1 protein-coding gene (running past both ends of the window) is annotated in these 23,618 nt (G+C 69.1%); it reads left to right on the forward strand.

Every position in this 23,618-nt window falls within one protein-coding gene, locus ACFWPH_RS16070, for a non-ribosomal peptide synthase/polyketide synthase (RefSeq protein WP_378751594.1), read on the forward strand. The gene is 56,739 nt long; 25,482 of those nucleotides lie to the left of the window and 7,639 to its right, leaving coding positions 25,483-49,100 in view, spanning codon 8,495 (complete) through codon 16,367 (partial); the first complete codon in view begins at position 1. Both the start codon and the stop codon lie outside the window.

The raw sequence follows: 23,618 nt of genomic DNA on the forward strand, positions 1-23,618 counted from the left end.
ATCGAGGCCGCCGTCCTGGCGCAGCCCGGGGTGGCGCAGGCCGCGGTGATCGTCCGCGAGGACAAACCGGGCGATCACCGGATCGTCGGCTATGTGGTGGCCGATACCGGTACCGAGGTCGATACCGAAGCCGTCCGCACGGGCGCGGCGGAACGACTGCCGAGCTATATGGTTCCGTCCGCACTGGTTGTGCTGGAACGGATTCCGCTGACCATCAACGGCAAGCTGGATCGCCGGGCGCTGCCCGCGCCGGTGTTCGAATCGGCGGCCTCGCGCGCGGTGTCGTCCCCGATCGAGGAGATCGTGGCCGGTGTCTTCGCCGAACTGCTGGGCACCGAGGGCATCGGCGCCGATGACGATTTCTTCGCCCTCGGCGGTAACTCGCTGATCGCGACCCAGGTCGCCGCCCGGATCGGCGCCGCGCTCGACACCGAGGTGCCGGTGCGGATGCTGTTCGAGGATTCGACCGTGGCCGCCCTGGCGGCGCGGGTGGAGCAGCAGGCCGGCGCCGGCGGGCGTCCGGTGCTCGCCGCCCGTCCGCGGCCCGAGCGCCCGCCGCTGTCGCAGGCGCAGCAGCGGATGTGGTTCCTCAACCGCTTCCAGCCGGATTCGGCGGTCGACAATATTCCGATCGTCTTCCGGATGCGCGGCACGCTGCATGTGCCGGCCATGATCGAGGCGGTCGGCGATGTGATCGCCCGGCACGAATCCCTGCGTACCGTGTACCCGTCGCAGGATGGGGTCGGCTATCAGCGGGTGCTGCCGCCGGCCGAGGCGATTCCGGAGGTGGAGGTCCGCGAGTTCGCCGCCGCCGGCGCGGCCACGGACGGCCTCGGCGCCGAACTGCTTGCGACGATCACCGAATTCGTCGTCCAGGGTTACGATCTGACCGTTCAGCCGCCGGTGCGGATGCGGATCTACCGCCTGGGCGCCGACGATCATGTGCTGGTCGGGGTCGTGCACCATATCGCGGCCGACGGGTTCTCCCTGCATCCGCTCAGCCGCGACCTGCTGTCGGCGTACGCGGCGCGGACCGCCGGCCGGGTACCCGAATGGGCGCCGATGGCGGTCCAGTACATCGACTACGCGATCTGGCAGCGCGAACTGCTCGGCTCCGAGGAAGATCCCGGCTCGCTGGTATCCCGGCAGCTCGACTTCTGGAAAACCGAGCTGGCCGGGCTGCCCGACGAGCTCCGGTTGTCCACGCGTACCCGTCCCGCCGTGGCCAGCGAACAGGCCGCGACCCACCGGTTCACGGTCCCCGGCGAACTGGTCGACGCGCTCAACGCTCTCGCCAAGGCGCAGGGCACGACCCTGTTCATGGTGGTGCACAGCAGTTTCGCGACCCTGCTCGCCCGGCTCAGCGGAACCAGCGATATCGCCGTCGGTATCCCGATCGCCGGGCGCGGTGAACGGTTGCTCGACGATCTGGTCGGCATGTTCGTCAACACCCTGGTGTTGCGCACCCAGGTCGATCTGGACGCCTCCTTCACCGATCTGCTCGCGCATGTGCGCGATCGGGACCTGCATGCGTTCGCGCACGCCGATGTGCCGTTCGAGCGGCTGGTCGAGGTGCTGAACCCGGTGCGGTCGCAGTCGCGGCAGCCGTTGTTCCAGGTGATGCTGGCCTTCCAGAACCTCGGCTACTCCGAACTGGAACTGCCGGGCCTGACGGTGACCGGGCTGGACGTGGAAACGCCGAGCACGCAATACGATCTGGTGCTCACCCTGGGTGAGGCGGCCGACGACGGTTCGGGTATGGCGGCAGAGCTCATGTACGCGACGGATCTTTTCGACGAAGCGTTCGTCTCCGGGTTCAGCCGGCGATTCCTGCGATTGCTGCGGGCTGTCGGTGCCGCTCCCACGGTTGCCGTGGGCGATATCGAAATCATGGATCCGGCCGAACGGTCGATGATGCTGCAGCGGTGGAACGCCACCGAGTTCCCGGTGGAGACCGCGCTCACCGCGACGCCGGGCAACAGCATCATGACGCTGGTATCGCTGTTCGAGGCGCAGGTCGCCCGGGCCCCCGAGGCCGTGGCGCTCACCTTCGACGGCACAAACCTGACCTACCGCGAGTTCGCGGGCCGGGTGCACCGGCTGGCGCGGTGGCTGCGCGAGGCCGGGGTGGGCACGGAAACCTATGTGGCCCTGGGGATGCGCCGGTCGATCGATCTCCTCGCCGGCATCTACGCGGTAGTGGCCGCGGGCGGCGTGTATGTGCCGCTGGATCCGGACCAGCCACTCGAACGTCTCGAGTACATCATCGATACGGCGCAACCGGTCTGCGTGCTGACTTCCGGTGAAGACCTGGACGCGGCGATTGCCGGCCAGGTGCGGATCGATCGGCTGGACCTGTCCGGTTTCGCGGACACCCCGGTCACCGATGCCGATCGGCTGCGGCCGCTGCGGCCGGACAACACCGCGTACGCGATCTTCACCTCGGGCTCCACCGGCCGTCCGAAGGGTGTGGTGGTATCGCACCGGTCGGTGGTGAACCACCTGGTGACGACCCATGCCCGGCACGGTGTCAGCCCCGACCATGTGCTGCTGCTGCGTACGCTGCCCACCTTCGACGCCTCCGTGATGGAGATCTTCGTCGCGCTGCAGGTCGGCGCCCGCCTGGTCATCGCGCGTCCGGAGGGCCATCGCGACGCCGCATACCTCACCCGGTTGATGGCCGACGAGGGCGTGACGATGGCACAGTTCGTGCCGTCGCTGCTGTCGGTGTTCCTGTCCGAATCCGAGCCCGAATCCTGGGCCGGCGTGCGCGATATCGTCGTCGGCGGTGAACTGCTCTCCGCCGACCTCGCCCGCCGGGTCCGCGAGATCACCGGTGCCCGCCTGCACAACCAGTACGGCCCGACCGAGACCACGGTCGATGTCACCCACTACGAGGTGACCGATACCGAAATCGGTGCGGTTCCGATCGGTGTCCCGGGATTCAACGTCCAGGCCTATGTGCTGGACGAGCGGGTGCGGCCGGTGCCGGAAGGTGTTCCCGGTGAGCTGTACATCGGTGGCGTACAGGTGGCGCGCGGCTATCTGGCCCGCCCGGACCTGACCACTGCCCGTTTCATCGCGAACCCGTTCCGCGCCGGTGAGCGGATGTATCGCACGGGCGATATCGTCCGCTGGTCCACCGACGGAGATCTGGAGTACCTGGGTCGCAGTGACTTCCAGGTGAAGCTGCACGGCCTGCGGATCGAGCCCGGCGAAATCGAACATGCGCTGACCGAGCTGGATTCGGTTGCCCAGGCCGTGGTCGTGATGCGCAGCCATGCGCGCACCGGCGATCATCTGGTGGCGTATGTCGTACCGGTCACCGGCCGGGCGATCGACAGCGACGAACTGCGGGCGCACCTGCGTGACCGGTTGCCGTCGTACATGGTGCCGTCGGCGTTCATGGTGCTGGACGCGTTCCCGCTCAATGCCTCGGGCAAGCTGGATCAGAAAGCGTTGCCGGAACCCACTTTCGAGGCCCGCGTCTTCCGCGCGCCGTCCACCCCGATCGAGGAGATCGTGGCGAATACGTTCGCCGAGGTCCTCGGGGTCGAGCGGGTCGGCGCGGACGACGACTTCTTCGAGCTGGGCGGTAACTCGCTGGTCGCGACCCAGGTCGCGGCGCGTATCGGTACCGCGCTGAACGTGACTGTGCCGGTGCGCGCCCTGTTCGAGGCGCCCACGGTCGCGGCATTGGCGGTCCGGGCCGAACAGGCCGGGGAGTCGGCGCGTCCGGCGCTGGCCGCGGGCCCGCGCCCGGATCGGCTCCCGCTGTCCTACGCGCAGCAGCGAATGTGGTTCCTGAACCAGTACGACACCTCGTCGGTGGCCTACAACCTGCCGCTGGCGATCCGCCTCACCGGTGACCTCGATGTGACGGCGCTGCGTGCGGCGGTGGCCGATGTGGTGTGGCGGCACGAATCGCTGCGTACCCATTACCCGCAGATCGACGGCACGCCGGCGCAGGTGATCGTGCCCGCCGAGCAGGTGGCGCCGGATCTCACCCCGGTCGTGACCACCGCGGCCGAGGCGGTGGCGGCGATCACCGGGTTCGTGGCCACCGGTTTCGATGTGGCCGCGGCGATTCCGCTGCGGATCCGGTTGTTCACGACCGCGCCGGGCGAGCATGTGCTGGTCGTGGTGGTGCACCATATCGCCGCGGACGGTTTCTCGATGGCGCCGCTGGCGCGCGATGTGATGACCGCGTATGCGGCGCGCGTCCAGGACGAGGTGCCGGGCTGGGAAACGCTGCCGGTCCAATACGCCGACTACGCGCTGTGGCAGCGGCAGGTGCTGGGCGCCGAGGACGATGCGGCCTCGCCGATGGCGCGCCAGATCGCATTCTGGCAGCGCACTCTCGCCGATCTGCCCGATGAGCTGGCATTGCCGGCCGACCGGCCGCGCCCGGCGGTGGCCTCGCTGCGCGGTGCGACCGTGCGCGCCGAACTGCCGGCCGAGCTGATCCGGACGCTGGACGAGCTGGCCCGCGCCCGCGGCGCCTCGATGTTCATGGTGCTGCACGCGGCGCTGGCCGCCCTGCTGGCCCGCCTCTCCGGTAGCGACGACATCGCGATCGGTACGCCGATCGCGGGTCGTGGTGAGCAGGCGCTCGACGATCTCGTCGGTATGTTCGTCAACACCCTGGTACTGCGCACCGCGGTCGAATCGGGGGAGACCTTCGCCGACCTGCTGGAGCGGGCCAAGCACGCCGACCTCGACGCGTTCGGCCACGCGGATGTGCCGTTCGAACGCCTGGTGGATCTGCTGGCGCCGGAGCGGTCGCAGGCCCGCAACCCGCTGTTCCAGGTGGCGCTGTCGCTGCAGAACAATGAGCAGCCGGTACTGGATCTGGCCGGGCTCGAGGTCTCCGGGATGGACCTCGCCGACGATGTCGCCCGCTTCGATCTGCAGTTCACGCTGGGCGAGAATCCCTCGGGTGGAATGGTTCTGGACCTGAACTACGCCACCGAACTGTTCGACGAAGCCACCGTCCGCACGATGATCACGCGGTTCCGGCGGTTGCTGTCCACGGTCGCCGCCGATCCGGAGGTGGTGCTGGGCGCGATCGAGATCCTGGACGACACCGAACGGGCCGCCGCCCTGAGCCACACGGGTGGTCCGGCGGTGCCGGCAGGCACGTTGCCGGAGTTGCTGGCCGCTGCCGTGGCGGTCGACCCGGCCGCGCCGGCGGTGGTGTTCGACGGTGCTCAGTTCTCCTATGGGGAGTTCGACGAGCGGTCGAATCGCTTGGCGCACGTGCTGATCGAGCGTTGTCTGGGCGCCGACGACGTGGTGGCCGTGGCAATACCGCGGTCGGCGGATTCGGTGCTCGCCGAATGGGCCGTGACCAAATCCGGTGCGGCCTTCCTGCCGATCGACCCGACATATCCGGAAGACCGGATCACCCATATGCTCACCGATTCCGGTGCGCCCGCGGGTATCACGGTCTCTTCGGTACGCGCCGATCTGCCGGATTCGGTGGACTGGCTGGTACTAGACGAGCTCGCGCTCGATGGCTACCCGGCCGAGCCGATCACCGATGCCGATCGGGTCTGGCCGTTGACTCCGGAAAGCGCTGCGTACGTCATCTACACCTCGGGTTCGACCGGCCTGCCCAAGGGCGTTGTCGTCAGCCATGCGGGTCTGGCGAACTTCAGTGCCGAGCAGGTGGAGCGGTACCGGTTGACTCCGGCGTCGCGGGCGTTGGCGTTCGCGTCGCCGTCGTTCGACGCGTCGATCCTGGAACTGCTGCTGGCCGTCGGCTCGGCCGGTGCGCTGGTTGTCGTGCCGACCGGTACCTACGGTGGTGCGGAGCTGGGCGAGCTGATCTCCCGTGAGGGTGTGACGGTCGGCCTCATCACGCCGTCGGTGCTGGCTTCGCTGGACCCCGCGGATCTCGCGGGTATGGAAGTGATCATTGCCGGTGGTGAGGCTGTTTCGGCGGATCTGGTGGCCAAGTGGTCCATCACCGAGGGCGGGGTGGAACGCCGGTTCCACAATGCCTACGGTCCGACCGAAGCGACCATTGCGACCAATATCAGTGGCCGGTTGCTTCCGGGTGACCCGGTCACCATCGGTGGTCCGGTGCGCGGTATGCGTGCGCTGGTACTGGACAACCGGTTGAATCCGGTGCCGGAAGGTGTCGCGGGTGAGCTATATGTCGGTGGTATCCAGCTGGCGCGTGGTTATCACGCCCGGCCGGGTCTCACCGCGGGCCGCTTCGTCGCCGACCCCCACGGCACGCCGGGTGCGCGTTTGTATCGCACCGGTGACGTGGTGCGCTGGCGGCGTGATGCCGCAGGCGACCCTGCGGTGGAGTACGTGGGCCGTAACGACTTCCAGGTGAAGGTCCGTGGTTTCCGTATCGAGCTCGGCGAGATCGACGCCGCGCTGACGGCGCACGACACCGTGGACTTCGCGGTCACGACCGGCCACGAGAACGCCGCGGGCGTGGTCTCGCTCGTCTCGTATGTGGTTGCCGCAGCCGGTCGTTCGGTCGATACCGACGAGGTCCGTGAATATGCCGGGCAGCGATTGCCGGGTTACATGGTGCCGTCGTCGATCATGGTCCTGGACGCCATCCCGCTGACCCCGGCGGGCAAACTGGATCGCCGGGCCTTGCCGGAACCTGTTGTCGAGGTGCGCGAGTTCCGGGCGCCGTCGACGCCGACCGAGAACGTGGTGGCCGGTGTGCTCGCCGAGGTCCTCGGCGTGGAGCGGGTCGGCGTGGCCGACGACTTCTTCGCGCTCGGCGGTAACTCGCTGCTCGCGACCCAGGCCGTGGCGCGGCTGGGTGCCGCGCTGAACACCCAGGTGCCGGTGCGGACCCTGTTCGAGGCCTCCGCCGTCGGTGCGCTGGCGGCGCGTCTCGAAGAGCAGACCGGTTCGGGTGGCCGTCCGCCGCTGGTACCGCAACCGCGTCCCACCCGGGCGCTGCCGTCCGGTGAGATCGTGACACGGATTCCGCTGTCGCTGGCGCAGCAGCGGATGTGGTTCCTGAACTGGTTCGACGGTGGTGCGGCCGCCTACAACATCCCGATGGTGATCCGGTTGTCCGGGCAGCTGGACGTGGCGGCCCTGCGGCAGGCGGTCACCGATCTGGTCGCGCGGCACGAGGTGCTGCGGACGGTGTACCCGGAAACCGAAGCCGGGCCGGTGCAGGTCGTGCTGCCGGCCACGGGGGCGGTACCGGAGCTGGATATCCGCACGGTGTCCGCGGACGAGGTCGAAACCGTGGTGGCCGAGCTGGCCGGGATGTCGTTCGATGTCGCCGAACAGGTACCGGTTTCGGTGACCCTGTTGCAGATCGACGGCGCGGTGGACGAATACGTACTCGCCGCGGTGGTGCATCACATCTCGGGCGACGGTTCCTCGATGACGCCGCTGACGCGGGACCTGATGACTGCGTACTCGGCGCGGGCGGCCGGCCGGGCGCCGGAGTGGGCGCCGCTGCCGGTCCAGTACGCCGATTTCGCGATCTGGCAGCGGAATCTGCTGGGCGACGGCACGGATCCGTCGTCGCTGGCGCACGAGCAGCTGGCCTACTGGCGGTCCGCGCTGGCGGATCTGCCCGAGCAGCTGGATCTGCCGACCGACCGGCCGCGGCCCGCGGCCCAGTCGTACGACGGCGGCCGGGTCGAGGTGCGGATCGATGCGCAACTGCACCGCGCGCTGGCCGATTTCGCCCGCGAGCAGGGCGCGACCCTGTTCATGGTGGCGCATACCGCGTTCGCGGTGTTGCTCGCCCGGTTGTCGGGTACCGGCGATATCGCGATCGGTACACCGGTCGCCGGCCGCGGTGAGGCCGCCCTCGACGACGTGATCGGCATGTTCGTGAACACCCTCGTGTTCCGGACCGAGGTCGACGGCGGGGAATCGTTCACCGACCTGCTGGTACGCCAGCGCGAGGCCGATATCGCCGCCCTCGCGCACGCCGATGTGCCTTTCGAACAACTGGTGGAAGCGCTGAATCCGGTGCGGTCCACGGCGCGGCACCCGCTGTTCCAGGTGGGCTTCACCTTCCAGAACCTGGCGCAGACCAGCCTGGAACTGGAAGGCCTGTCGGTATCCGGTGTCGAGGCCGGCGCCGAGGCGGCGCTGTACGACCTGAGCATGATTCTCAGCGACACCTACGACGCGACAGGCGCACCGGTCGGTGTCACCGGCTACCTGACCTACGCCACCGCGTTGTTCGACCACGCGACGGTGGCTGGGTTCGTAGACCGGTTCCTGCGGGTGCTCGAAGGGATCGCCGCCGATCCCACGGCTCTGGTCGGTGAGATCGAACTGCTCGATGCGGCCGAACGCCAATTGGTGCTGCACCGGTGGAACGCGACCGAGCAGGCGATCGCACCCGGCTTGCTGCTGGACGGGTTCGACCGGGTTGTATCGGAGAGCCCGGACCGGACCGCCCTGACCTACGAGGGCACCGGTCTGTCCTACGGCGAGTTCGCCGGCCGGGTGCACCGGCTGGCGCGGTGGCTGCGCGAGGCCGGGGTCGGCACGGAAACCTATGTGGCCCTGGGAATGCGCCGGTCGTTCGACCTGCTCACCGCCGCCTACGCCGTGGTGGCGGCCGGCGGTGCGTATGTGCCGCTGGATCCGGATCAGCCCGTGGACCGGCTCGAATACATCGTCGATACCGCGCGTCCGGTCTGTGTGCTGACTTCGGGTGAAGACCTCGAGCCGGCGATCGCCGGGCAGGTGCGGATCGACCGGCTGGACCTGGCCGGTTTCGCGGATACGCCGCTCACCGACGCCGACCGGCTGCGACCGCTGCGCCCGGACAACACCGCGTACGCGATCTTCACCTCGGGCTCCACCGGCCGTCCCAAGGGCGTCCCGGTCTCGCACCGGGCCGTGCTCAACTACCTCGCGACCACCCGCGAACGGCACGGAATCGGCGCCGGCGATGTGCTGCTGCAGCGCACCCTGGCGACCTTCGACCCGTCCGTGGTGGAGTTCTTCCTACCGCTGCAACTGGGCGCCCGCCTGGTCATCGCACATTCGGAAGGGCATCGCGACGCCGCGTACCTCACCCGCCTGATGGCCGGTGAGGGCGTGACAATGGCGCAGTTCGTACCGTCGCTGCTGTCGGTGTTCCTGTCCGAATCCGATCCCGCGGACTGGGCCGGTCTGCGCAGTATCGTCGTCGGCGGTGAACTGCTGTCCGGTGAACTCGCGCAGCAACTGCGCGAACGTACCGGCGCCCGCCTGTTCAACCAGTACGGGCCGACCGAGACCACCATCGACGTCACCGCCCACGAGGTGACGGGCACCGAAACCGGCGCCGTGCCGATCGGTATCCCCGGTCTCAACACCCAGACCTATGTGCTCGACGACCGGTTGCGGCCGGTGCCCGCGGGTGTCCGGGGTGAGCTCTACCTCAGCGGTGCGCAGCTGGCGCACGGCTATCTGGCCCGCCCCGACCTGACCACCACGCGGTTCGTCGCGAACCCGTTCCGTGCCGGTGAGCGGATGTATCGCACGGGCGATGTGGTCTGCTGGACCCCCGACGGCGAGCTGGAGTACCTGGGCCGCAGCGACTTCCAGGTGAAGCTGCACGGCCAGCGGATCGAACCCGGCGAGATCGAGGCCGCGCTCACCGAACACGATTCGGTGGCCCGCGCGCTGGTCATCCTGCGTCATTCGGGCACCGGTGATCAGTTGGTCGCCTACGTGATCCCGGCCGCCGGTGCGACCACCGGCACCGAGGTCCTGCGGACCCATCTGCACGACCGCCTGCCGTCGTTCATGGTGCCGGCGGCGTTCGTGGAACTGGACGCGTTCCCGCTGAACGCCTCGGGCAAACTGGACCGTAAAGCGTTGCCGGAACCGGTGTTCGAGGTCCGCGAATTCCGGGCCGCCGCGACCCCCATCGAGGAGATCGTGGCGGATACCTTCGCCGAGGTCCTCGGGGTCGAGCGGATCGGTGCGGACGACGATTTCTTCGCCCTCGGCGGCGACAGCATCGTCTCCATTCAGCTGGTGTCGCGCGCCAAGGCTCGCGGTGTGGTGTTCACGCCGCGGCAGGTGTTCGAACAGCGCACGGTGGCCGGACTGGCGTCGGTCGCCGAGTTCGCCGCATCCGCCGATCGCGAAGTGCGGACCCTGGCCGAATTGCCCGGCGGTGGCGTCGGCCGGATGCCGCTCACCCCGGTGGTGCGGACCATGGTCGACCGCTTCGGCTCGTTCGGGCGTTTCCACCAGCTGACGCCGCTGAGCCTGCCGGTCGGCGTCCCCCGCGACACCCTTGCCGCGGTGATCGGCCCGGTGCTCGACCGGCACGATATGTTGCGGTCACGCCTGGCGCTCGTGGACGGCGAATGGGTTCTGGAGACCGCCGAGCCCGGTTCGGTCGATGTGGATTCGCTCATCGACCACACCGTGTTCGATGCCGCCGCCACCGATGAACAGATCGCCGCGATCGCCTCCGCCGCCGCCGATGCCGCGCTGGACCGGATGGATCCGGCGAACGGCGTGGTCGTGCGGTTCGCCTGGCTGGAACCGGATACCGCCGATCGGGCGGGATACCTGGTGGTCATCGCCCACCACCTGGTGGTCGACGGTGTGTCGTGGCGCATCCTGCTGCCCGATTTCGTGCTGTCCGCCGGTGCACACAGCGCCGGGCAGGCACCGGAACTGCCGAAGCCGACCACCTCGATGCGGACCTGGGCGCATGCGCTGGAACAGCATGCGCACAGCGCCGAGCGGGAGGCCGAACTCGAGTACTGGCGGACCGTCGCCGGTACCGCCGATCCGCTGCTGACCGAGCGTGCGCTGGACCCGGCGGTCGATACCGCCGCACTGGTCGAAACACATGCGGTGCGCGTGTCTCCCGAGGTCACCCAGGCGCTGCTCACCACCGTGCCGGCACTGTTCCACGGTGGCGTGAACGACGGCCTGCTCACCGCGCTGGTCCTGGCCGCCACCACGTGGCGCGCCCGGCGGGTGCCGGGGGCGGCGATCGACGATCCGCTGTTGATCCGGCTGGAGGGTCACGGTCGTGAGGAAGAGGTCGTGCCGGGTGCCGATCTGTCCCACACTGTCGGCTGGTTCACCTCGGTGTTCCCGGTGCGGTTCGCACCCGCCGGTATCGATATCGAGGACGCCCTGGCCGGCGGACCGTCGCTGGGTGCGGCGCTCAAGGCAGTGAAGGAACAGCTGCTGGCGGTGCCGGACAAGGGCATCGGCTACGGGCTGCTGCGTCACCTGAACCCGCGGACCGCGGGTGAGCTGCCGGCCGAACTGCCGGGCCAGGTGAGCTTCAACTACCTGGGCCGCTCCGCGGGCGCGAGCGAGATCTCCCCGGAGATGCGTGAGTTCGGCTGGTTGCCCGCCGATCTGGCGGTCGACGCGGCCTTCGACGCGGATATGCCCGCTCTGGCGCTGCTGGATATCAACGCCATCGTCGTCGGCGACGAGTTCACCGCGAATATCGGCTACCCGACGACCTTGCTCGGGGCCGACGAGGTCCGCGAATTCGGTGAATTGTGGGCGCAGGCGCTGGAAGCCGTCGCCCGGCACGCGAATTCCGCGGGCGCCGGCGGGCACACCCCCTCCGATTTCGGCATGGTCGCTCTGGCGCAGTCCGATATCGACGGGATCGAACGGCGGTTCCCGATGCCGGTCGCCGATGTGTGGCCGCTGTCGTCGATGCAGGCCGGCATGCTCTTCCACGCCCAGCTCGCCGCCGCATCGGTGGACGTGTACACGGGCCAGGTCGTGCTGACCCTGACCGGCCGGGTGGACGCCGACCGGTTGCGGGCCTCGGCCCAGGCACTGGTCGACCGGTACGAGAACCTGCGGACCGCCTTCGTCACCAACCACGAGGGCAACCCGGTCCAGGTGGTCCTGAAGGATCTGCCGGTCGACTGGACCGAATACGACCGCAGTGCCACCGGCACCGCCGCCGACCTCATCGAGGCGGACCGGATGCGGCGCTTCGATCTCACCGCGCCGCCGCTGCTGCGTTTCACACTGATCAAGACCGGAGCCGACACCTGGCAGTTCGTGGTGTCCAACCACCACATTCTGCTCGACGGCTGGTCGATGCCGCTGCTCATGCGGGATCTGCTGACGCTGTACGCGCTGCATGCCGAAACCACCGGTCTGCCGGCGGTCCGGTCCTACCGGACCTTCCTGGAGTGGGTCGGCCGGCAGGACCGGCAGGTATCGCTGGACGCCTGGCGGTCCGCACTGGCGGAGGTCGGCGAACCGACGCTGCTCGCCCGCTCCGGAACGGGCGGCTCCGCACACGAGATCACCGCGCTCGCGGGTGAATACGTGTTCGAGCTGGATACCGACGCCACCGCCCGGATCACCGCGCTGGCCGCCGAACTCGGCGTCACCGCGAATACGGTGCTGCAGGTGGCGTGGGCGGTACTGCTCGGCCAGCTGACCGGCCGCGACGATGTGCTGTTCGGTGCCACCGTCTCCGGCCGGCCGCCGGAGCTGCCCGGCGTGGAATCGATGGTCGGGTTGTTCATCAACACCATCCCGGTGCGGGTGCGATTCGCGCCCGGTGAATCCGCGCGGACGCTGCTGGCCCGGGTGCAGGCCGAACAGGCCGATCTGCTGGACCACCACCACGTGGGTCTCGCCGATATCCATGCGGCGGCCGGGATGCCGGCACTGTTCGACACCCTGCTGGTGTTCGAGTCGTATCCGGTGGACGCCGAGGGGATTCAGGCACAGGCAGCCGATATCGACGGTATGGCGGTGACCGGTCTCGACGGTGTCGACGCCACGCACTATCCGCTCACCCTGGTCGCGTCGCTGGGCAGCACGCTGCGGGTGCGGGCCGGCTACCGGCAGGACCTGTTCGGTGAGGCCGAGGTCCGGCGGATCGCGGACCGGCTCGTGCGGGTGCTGGGCGGATTCGTCGCGGATCCGGGCGCCGCTGTCGGTGATATCGAACTGCTCGACGCCGCGGAGCGCGAGACGGTACTGCGCCGCTGGAACGCGACCGAGCATCCGCTCGCGCCGGCCTTGCTGCTCGACGGGTTCGCCCGGGCGGTGGCCGAGCATCCGGACCGGGTGGCGGTGACCTTCGAAGGCGCCGAGCTGACCTATGCGGAACTGTCCGCGCGGGTGAACCGGACGGCCCGGGCCCTGGTGGCCGCGGGCGTGGGTCCGGAATCGCTGGTCGGCCTGGTCATGCGGCGGTCGCTGGATCTGGTGGTCGGTATGTACGCGGTCGTCACCGCGGGCGGCGCCTATGTGCCGCTGGATCCGGACCATCCGGCCGAGCGGATCGGGTACGTGCTCGATACCGCGCAGCCGGTATGTGTGCTGACCACGACCGCCGATGCCGGCGCTGTTCCCGAGGGGACAGCTGCGCCGGTGCTGGAGCTCGACGTTCTGGATATCAGCGGATACGACGCGGCACCGCTGACCGATGCGGACCGGCTCGGGACGGTGCGACCCGGTAATACCGCGTACGTCATCTTCACGTCCGGTTCGACGGGCCGGCCGAAGGGCGTGGCGGTATCGCATGCGGCGATCGTCAACCAGGTGGCCTGGATGCTGGCGCAGTACCCGATGGGCGCCCGCGATGTATACCTGCAGAAGACCGCGACCACATTCGACGTATCCCTGTGGGGCTACTTCCTGCCGCCGGCCGCCGGTGCCCGGCTCGTGGTCGCCACCCCCGACGGTCACCGGGACCCGGCGTATCTGGCGCGGGTGATCGCCGAGCAGAACGTGACGGTGACCGATTTCGTCCCGTCGATGCTGACGGTGTTCGCCGCCTACACCCCGGCGGGCTCGATCCCCGGTCTCGAACACGTCTTCGTGATCGGTGAGGCGCTGCCCCCGGAGACGGTCACCGCGATGCACGCAGTCTCGGATGCGGCGCTGCACAACCTGTACGGCCCGACCGAGGCCGCGGTGTCGATCACCTACTGGCAGGCCACCGGCGCCGAAACCGGCAGTGTCCCGATCGGTGTGCCGCAGTGGAACTCGCGGGTGTATGTGCTCGACGGCCGGCTGCGGCCGGTTCCCGAAGGCGTCGTGGGCGAGCTGTATCTCGCGGGCGACCAGCTCGCGCGTGGCTATGTCACACGACCCGATCTCACGTCGGATCGGTTCGTGGCCAGCCCGTTCGACGCCGCTGCGCGGATGTACCGCACCGGCGACCTGGTGCGCTGGCAGCGGGTCGACGGCCGGCCGGTGCTCGAGTACCTCGGCCGCACCGACTTCCAGGTGAAGTTCCGTGGCCAGCGGATCGAACTCGGTGAGATCGAATCCGCTTTCCTGGCGCAGCCGCAGGTGAGCCAGGCCGTGGTCACGGTGGTGGCCTCGCAACTGGGTGAGCAGCTGGTCGCCTATGTGGTGCCCGCGCCGGGTGCGCAGATCGAAACCGCGGAACTGCTCGATGCGGTGCGCGAGACCCTGCCCACCTACATGGTGCCGGCGACCGTCGTGCAGCTGGACGCGTTCCCGTTGAACACATCGGGCAAGCTGGACCGTAAAGCGTTGCCGGAGCCCGAGTTCGAGGCCCGGGAGTTCCGGGCACCGTCGACCCCGATCGAGGAGATCGTGGCCGAGGTCTACGCCGATGTGCTCGGCGCGGAGCGGATCGGCGCCGACGACGATTTCTTCGCCCTCGGCGGCAACTCGCTGATCGCGACCCAGGTCGCCGCCCGCCTCGGCCGCGCGCTGGATGTCGACGTCCCGGTGCGCATCCTGTTCGAGGCGCCCACGGTGGCCGCTCTGGCCGCACGCGCGGAACTGCAGTCCGAGGCCGGTGGGCGGATCGCCCTGGCCCCGCAGCCGCGGCCCACGCAAACCCTGCCCTCGGGCGAGCTCGTGGAGCGGGTGCCGCTGTCGCTGGCGCAGCAGCGGATGTGGTTCCTGAATCGGTTCGATCCGGATTCGTTCGTGGACAACATCCCGATCGCGGTCCGGCTGTCCGGTGATCTCGACACCGCCGCCCTGCAAGCTGCCGTTGCCGACGTGCTGGTGCGGCACGAATCGCTGCGGACCTTCTACCCGGAGGTCGGCGGGACCCCGTACCAGCAGGTGCTGCCCGCGGCCGAGGTGGTGCCCGAGCTGGCGCCGATCGAGGTCACGGCGGGCGATCTGTCCGCCCGGCTCGCCGAACTGGTGCTGGCCGGATTCGATGTCACCACGAGCGTGCCGTTCCGGGCCCGGCTGTTCCGGCTGAATGCGTCCGAGCATGTGCTCGGCTTCGTCGTCCATCACATCTCCGGTGACGGTTTCTCGATGGCGCCGCTGCTGCGCGATGTGGTGACCGCCTATATGGCGCGCACCGCGGGTGAGAACCCCGGCTGGGCACCGCTGGAAGTCCAGTACGCCGATTTCGCGCTCTGGCAGCGAGAGGTACTGGGTGCCGAGGACGATCCCGAATCGGTGATCGCCCAGCAGGTTGGGTACTGGTCGCGCGAGCTGGCCGGGCTACCGGACCAGCTGGACCTACCGGCCGACCGGCCGCGGCCCGCGATCGCCTCGGGCCGGGGCGCCGCCCATACCTTCGAGATCGACGCCGAAACCCACACCGGGCTCACCGAACTGGCACGGACCGAGGGCGCGACCCTGTTCATGGCCGTGCACGCGGCGTTCGCCGTACTGCTGTCGCGACTGTCCGGGGAAACCGATATCGCGATCGGCACTCCGATCGCGGGCCGCGGTGAACGTGCGCTCGACGATCTGATCGGTATGTTCGTCAACACCCTGGTGCTGCGGACACCGGTCGATACCGGCACCGGATTCACCGAACTCCTGGATGCGGTGCGCGGTAGCGATATCGCCGCGTTCGGGCACGCCGATCTGCCGTTCGAGCGTCTGGTGGAAATCCTCAACCCGGTGCGGTCGCAGGCGCGGCATCCGCTGTTCCAGGTGATGCTGTCGCTGCAGAACACCCCGCCGCTGCATACCGAACTGCCCGGCCTCGGCGTCAGCGCGGTCGATATGCCGCTGGAGACCGCGAAATTCGATCTGCAGCTGGATCTGAGCGAACGGCCCGGCGCCGCCGGGATCGACGCGACCTTCACCTACGCGACCGACCTGTTCGATCGCGAAACGGTCGCGCAGTTCGCCCAGCGGTTCGTCCGGTTGCTGAAAGCCGTGGTCAAGACCCCGGAGCGCCCGCTGGGCGATCTCCCGCTGCTGGACGCGCTGGAGGCGTCGACGGTACTGCGCGGTGGGTACGGCCGGGAGGCCGCCGTCGATCCGGCCGCGACGCTGGCCGGCCTGTTCGCCGACCAGGTCGCGCATATGCCGGAAGCGCCCGCGGTGGCATTCGAGGGGACGGGTCTGTCCTATGCCGAGTTCGCCGCACGGGTGAACCGCCTCGCCCGGCACCTGATCGCGCTGGGTGTCGGACCGGATGTGCCGGTGGCGCTCGGGATGCGGCGCTCGCTGGATCTGGTCGTGGCGATGTACGCGGTCGTCACCGCCGGCGGTGCGTATGTGCCGCTGGATCCGGAGCAGCCGGCCGAGCGTACGGATTACATCCTCGCCACAGCGGAACCGCTCTGCGTATTGACCAGTGCGGCCGACGGGTTCACCACAGCGGACCGGCCGGTCGTGGTGGTCGACGAGATCGACCTCGCGGGCTACACCGATACGGCCGTCACCGACGCCGAGCGGATCGCGCCGTTGCGGTCGTCGAATACCGCGTATGTGATCTTCACGTCGGGTTCGACGGGCCGGCCGAAGGGTGTGGCGGTGTCGCATGCGGCGATCGTGAATCGCCTGGTGTGGATGCAGTCCGAGTACGGTTTGCAGTCGTCGGATGTGGTGTTGCAGAAGACGCCGTCGACGTTCGATGTGTCGGTGTGGGAGTTCTTCTGGCCGTTGCAGATCGGTGCCCGGCTGGTGGTCGCGAAGCCGGATGGTCATCGCGACCCCGTATATCTGGCCGCGGTGATCGATGCCGAGCAGGTCACGGTGGCGCACTTCGTGCCGTCGATGCTGACGGTGTTCGTCGCTGCGTTGCCAGGTGAGACCGGTGCGCGGACGTGTGCGTCGCTGCGGCTGGTGTTCTCGTCCGGTGAAGCGTTGCCCGCGAAGCCCGCGCAGCGGTTGCGGGAGCTGACCGGTACCGCGGTGCACAACCTGTACGGCCCGACCGAGGCCGCGGTCGACGTGACCTATCACGAAGTCTCCGACGCGGATACGACGACAGTGCCGATCGGTGCCCCGGTGTTCAACACTCGGGTGTACGTGCTGGACGGCCGGTTGCGGCCGGTGCCGGTGGGTGTCGCGGGTGAGCTCTATCTGTCGGGCGTCCAGCTGGCGCGCGGTTATGTGGCGCGGCCGGACCTGTCGGCGGACCGGTTCGTCGCCGACCCGTTCGAGGTCGCCGAGCGGATGTACCGCACCGGCGACGTGGTGCGCTGGAACTCCAGGGGTGAACTCGAATACCTGGGTCGTTCCGATTTCCAGGTGAAGTTGCGTGGTCTGCGGATCGAACTCGGCGAGATCGAGTCCGCGCTGACCCAGGCCGACGAGGTCGCACAGGCCGTGGTGGTGCTGCGCGGCGATGCCCGGACCGGGGATCAGCTCGTCGGTTACGTGGTGCCGGCCGCCGGCGCCGTGGTCGACACCGATGCGCTGCGTACCGGGCTTTCCGGTCGCCTGCCGTCCTATATGGTCCCCGCCGCATTCGTCGTGCTCGACGCCTTCCCGCTGAACGCCAGCGGCAAGCTCGACCGCCGGGCCCTGCCCGAACCGGTCTTCGCGGCGCGCGCGTTCCGGGCACCGTCCACTCCGATCGAGGAGATCGTGGCGAATACGTTCGCCGAGGTCCTCGGGGTGGAACGTGTCGGCGCGGACGACGATTTCTTCGATCTGGGCGGTAACTCCCTGATCGGTATGCAGGTCGCGGCCCGAATCGGCGCCGCGCTCGGCACCCAGGTGCCGGTGCGGGCACTGTTCGAGGCGCCGGCCGTGGCCGCGCTCGCCGTCCGGGTGGAACAGTCCGGCGCCCGGACCCGGCCGCCGCTGGTGGCCGGGCCGCGCCCGGAACAGGTACCGCTGTCCTATGCCCAGCAGCGGATGTGGTTCCTGAACCAGTACGACACCTCCTCGGCGGCCTACAACCTGCCGATGGCGATCCGCCTCACCGGCGACCTCGACGTGGCGGCATTGCGCGCCGCCATGGGCGATGTGGTGGCCCGGCACGAATCACTGCGGACCCGTTATCCGGAATTGGCCGGCCGGCCGGTGCAGCTGATCCTGCCCGCCGACCAGATGACGGCCGACCTGGATCCGGTACAGGTCCCGGCGGAGGACGTGACCGCGAAGGTCGTCGAGTTCGCGTCGGCCGGTTTCGATGTGGCCGCGGCCGTACCCGTGCGGGTCCGGCTCTTCGCCCTCGCGCCCGGGGAATTCGTGCTGGTCGTGGTGCTGCACCACATTGCCGGTGACGGTTTCTCGCTGGCGCCGCTGGCACGCGATGTGATGACCGCATACGCGGCGCGGGCGCAGGGCGAACTCCCGAACTGGGATCCGCTGCCTGTGCAGTACGCCGACTACACCCTGTGGCAGCGCGAGGTTCTGGGCGCCGAGGACGATCCCGAGACCGCGATGGCACAGCAGATCGCGTTCTGGCAGCAGACTCTTGCGGACCTGCCCGATGAACTCGTCCTGCCCACCGACCGGCCGCGGCCCGCGGTGGCGTCCATGCGCGGCGCGACGGTACGCGGCGAACTGGGTACCGAGCTGGTGCGGAACCTGAACTCCGTGGCCCGCGCCCGCGGTGCGTCGATGTTCATGGTGCTGCACGCCGGTTTGGCGGCATTGCTGGCGCGGCTGTCCGGTAGTGAGGACATTGCGATCGGTACGCCGATCGCGGGTCGTGGTGAGCAGGCGCTCGACGATCTGGTCGGTATGTTCGTCAACACCTTGGTGCTGCGGACCGAGGTCGGTTCGGGTGATTCCTTCGCCGATCTGGTGGACCGGGCCCGCCGGGCGGATCTGGACGCCTTCGGCCACGCCGATGTGCCGTTCGAACGTCTGGTGGATCTGCTGGCGCCGGAGCGGTCGCAGGCCCGCAACCCGCTGTTCCAGGTGGCGCTGTCGTTCCAGAACCAGGAGCAGGCGGTCCTGGATCTGGCCGGGCTGACCGTCGCCGGCGTGGAACTCGCCGACGATGTGGCGCGCTTCGACCTCCAGTTCACCCTGGCCGAAAACGGTTCGGGCGGTATGGAACTGGTGTTGAACTACGCCACCGAACTGTTCGACGAAACCACCGCGCACACCATGATCACGCGGTTCCGGCAGGTACTGGCGGCGGTCGCCGCCGATCCGGATGCGGTACTGGGTGATCTCCAGCTCCTCGACGCGGGCGAACGCCGCGAACTGCTGTCCCGCACGGGCGGCCCGGCGGTACCGGCGCGGACATTGCCGGAGCTGCTGGCCGCTGCCGTGGCTGTCGACCCGGCGGCTCCGGCCGTGGTCTTCGAGGGTGCTCGCTACTCCTACGGGGAGTTCGGCGAGCGGTCGAACCGCTTGGCGCGGGTGCTCATCGGCCGTGGTGCGGGTGCCGAAGACGTCGTGGCAGTAGCAGTGCCGCGGTCGGCGGATTCGGTGCTCGCCGAATGGGCCGTGACCAAATCCGGTGCGGCCTTCCTGCCGATCGACCCGACGTATCCGGAAGACCGGATCACCCATATGCTCACCGATTCCGGTGCGCCCGTGGGCATCACGGTGTCGTCGGTACGCGCCGATCTGCCGGATTCGGTGGACTGGCTGGTCCTCGACGAGCTGGATCTGGATCGGTATTCCGCAGAGCCGGTGACCGACACCGACAGGGTACGGCCGCTGACCACGGAGAACACCGCGTATGTCATCTACACCTCGGGTTCTACGGGTGTGCCCAAGGGTGTTGTCGTCAGCCATGCGGGTCTGGCGAATTTCAGTGCCGAGCAGGTGGAGCGGTACCGGTTGACTCCGGCGTCGCGGGCGTTGGCGTTCGCGTCGCCGTCGTTCGATGCGTCGATTCTGGAGTTGCTGCTGGCCGTGGGTTCGGCGGGTGCGCTGGTTGTGGTGCCGACCGGTACCTACGGTGGCGCGGAGCTGGGCGAGCTGATCTCCCGCGAGGGGGTAACGGTCGGCCTCATCACGCCGTCGGTCCTGGCTTCGCTGGATCCCGCGGACCTCGCGGGCATGGAAGTGATCATCTCCGGTGGTGAAGCCATTTCGGCAGACCTCGTCGCCAAATGGTCGACCGCGCCGGCGGGTGGGGCCGAACGCCGGCTCCACAACGCCTACGGTCCGACCGAGGCCACCGTTGCCACGAATATCAGCGGTGTGCTGCACGCGGGTGACCGTGTGACGATCGGTGGTCCGGTGCGCGGTATGCGGGCGCTGGTCCTCGACGACCGGTTGAATCCGGTGCCCGAGGGTGTCGCCGGTGAGCTTTATGTCGGTGGTGTCCAGCTGGCGCGTGGTTATCATGCGCGGGCGGGCCTGACGGCGCACCGATTCGTCGCCGACCCCCACGGCGAGCCCGGATCCCGCCTGTACCGCACCGGCGACCTGGTGCGCTGGCGCCGCGACGCCGCGGGTGATCCCGCGGTGGAGTACGTGGGCCGTAACGACTTCCAGGTGAAGGTACGCGGTTTCCGTATCGAACTCGGCGAGATCGACGCCGCGCTCACCGCGCACGACACCGTGGACTTCGCGGTCACCACCGGCCACAAGAACACCGCGGGTGCGGTATCTCTCGTGTCGTATGTGGTCCCGGCGCCCGGCGCCACCGTCGATATCGCCGCCGTGACCGGTTACGTCGCCGAGAGCCTGCCCGACTACATGGTGCCGGCATCGATCATGGTCATCGACCGGATCCCGCTCACTCCGGCCGGAAAGCTGGACCGCAAGGCGCTGCCCGAACCGGTGTTCCAGGCACGTACCGCCTTCCGCGGCCCGCGCACACCGGTCGAGCAGATCATCGCCGAGGTCTTCGCCGAGGTGCTCGGCGTGGACCGGGTGGGTGTGGACGATTCGTTCTTCGCCCTCGGCGGCGACAGCATCGTGTCCATCCAGCTGGTGTCGCGCGCCAAGGCCCGTGGCGTGGTGTTCACACCGCGGCATGTCTTCGAACAGCGGACGGTGGCCGGGCTGGCCTCGGTCGCCGAATCCGCGGACGCCGACAGTGTGCTGCAGACGCTGGTCGAAATGCCGGGCGGCGGTATCGGGTCCATGCCGTTGACGCCGATCGTGCGGTTCATGGCCGAACGACCCGGTTCCTTCGGCCGGTTCCACCAGCTCATCACCCTGGACCTCCCGGTCGGCGCCGACCGGGAAACCATCGCCGCCGTGGTGGGCCCGGTCATCGACCGGCACGACATGCTGCGGTCGCGGCTGTACACCGCCGGCGGCGACTGGATCGTGGAAACCGCCGCCCCGGGCGGTGTCGACGTGGACGCGCTCATCGACCACACCGTGTTCGACGGCGCCGCCACCGGTGCCGAACTGTCCGAGATCGCCGCGGCGGCCGTCGATGCGGCATTGGACCGGCTCGATCCCGAGAACGGGATCGTGGTCCGGTTCGTCTGGCTGGAACCCGATACCGCCGACCGGCACGGTCACCTGGTGGTCATCGCGCACCACCTCGCGATCGACGGTGTGTCCTGGCGTGTGCTGGTACCGGATTTCGTGCTGTCCGCCGTCGCCCGCAGCGCGGGCCAGACCCCGGAACTGCCCGCACCGGTGACCTCCATGCGGACCTGGGCGCATGCCCTCGAACGCAATGCGCACAGCGCGGAACGGCTCGCGGAACTCGAGTACTGGCGGACCGTTACCGGTACCGCCGATCCCTTGCTCACCGAGCGTCCGATGGATCCGGCGGTCGATACCGCCGGCGTCGTGGACGTGCACGCGGTGCGGGTATCGCCCGAGGTCACCCAGGCGCTGCTCACCACCGTGCCGGCGCTGTTCCACGGTGGGGTGAACGACGGCCTGCTCACCGCACTCGTCCTGGCGACCGCCGCCTGGCGGGCCCGCCGGGTACCGGGAGCGCCGCTGGACGATCCGCTGCTGATCCGGCTCGAGGGACACGGCCGCGAGGAAGAGATCGTGCCCGGTGCCGATCTGTCCCGCACGGTCGGCTGGTTCACCGCGCTCTTCCCGGTCCGGTTCGAACCGGCCGGGATCGATATCGAGGACGCGCTCAGCGGTGGGACGGGAATGGGCGCCGCGCTCAAACTCGTCAAGGAACAGCTGCTCGCTGTTCCGGACAAGGGTGTCGGCTACGGCCTGCTGCGGTACATGAATTCCGAGACCGCCGCGGACTTCCCGCGGACCATGCCGGGCCAGGTGAACTTCAACTACCTGGGCCGCGTCGGGGCCGGTGAGATCCCCGAGGAGATGCACGGTTTCGGCTGGCTCCCGACGGCCGATCTGGCCGTGGACGTCGGCTACGACCCGGATATGCCGGCCATGGCGCTGCTGGATATCAACGCCATCGTGGTCGGCGATGCCCTGACCGCGCGGATCGGCTACCCGACCACCCAGCTTTCGGCCGATGAAGCCGCCGAATTCGGTGCACTGTGGGTGCAGGCACTGGAAGCGGTGGCCCGCCATGCCGATTCCGCGACCGCGGGTGGCTACACGCCGTCCGACTTCCCGCTCGTCGAGCTGACGCAGCGCGATATCGAGGGCATCGAGCAGCGGTATCCGCTGCCCGTCGCCGATATGTGGCCGCTGACCTCGCTGCAGGCCGGCATGCTGTTCCACGCGCAGATCGCCGCCACCTCGGTGGACGTGTACACCGCGCAGGCGGTGCTCACGCTGACCGGCCGGCTGGACGCCGACCGGCTGCGGTCGGCCGCGCAGGCCCTGGTGGACCGCTACGAGAACCTGCGCACGGTCTTCGTGACCGACCGCGCGGGCAACTCGGTGCAGGTCGTCCTGGACGAGGTGCCGGTCGACTGGAGCGAGCACGACCGCAGCGCCACCGGTACCGCGGACGATCTCGTCGAAGCCGACCGGTTGCGGCGCTTCGACCTCACCGAACCGGGGCTGATCAGGTTCACCCTGATCAAGACCGGGCCGGACGCCTGGCAGTTCGTGGTGTCGAACCATCACGTCGTGCTCGACGGCTGGTCCATGCCGCTGCTCATGCGGGATCTGCTGGCGCTGTACGCGGTACGCGCCGACCGTTCCGCATTGCCGGCGGCCCGCTCCTACCGCCACTTCCTGGACTGGGTCGGCCGGCAGGACCACGACGCCTCGCTGGCGACCTGGCGCGAGGCCCTGGCGGGGGTGAACGAACCGACGCTGCTCACCCGCCCGGATTCCGCGGGCGGCGCGTCCACCCACGAAATCGAGACGCTGTCCGGGGAATACGCCTTCGAACTGGACACCGCCGCCACCGCCCGGATCGTCGCGCTGGCCGCCGAACTCGGTGTCACCGCGAACACCGTGCTGCAGGTAGCGTGGGCGATCCTGCTCGGCCGGATCACCAGCCGCGACGACGTGGTGTTCGGCGCCACCGTCTCCGGGCGCCCGCCGCAGCTGTCCGGCGTGGAGACCATGGTCGGCTTGTTCATCAACACCATCCCGGTGCGGGTGCGTTTCGATCAGTCCGAACCCGCGCGGGCACTGCTCGCCCGGACCCAGGGCGAGCAGGCCGATCTGCTGGA

Origin of the sequence: Nocardia sp. NPDC058499, assembly GCF_042719915.1 — a bacterium.
GTDB lineage: Bacteria > Actinomycetota > Actinomycetes > Mycobacteriales > Mycobacteriaceae > Nocardia.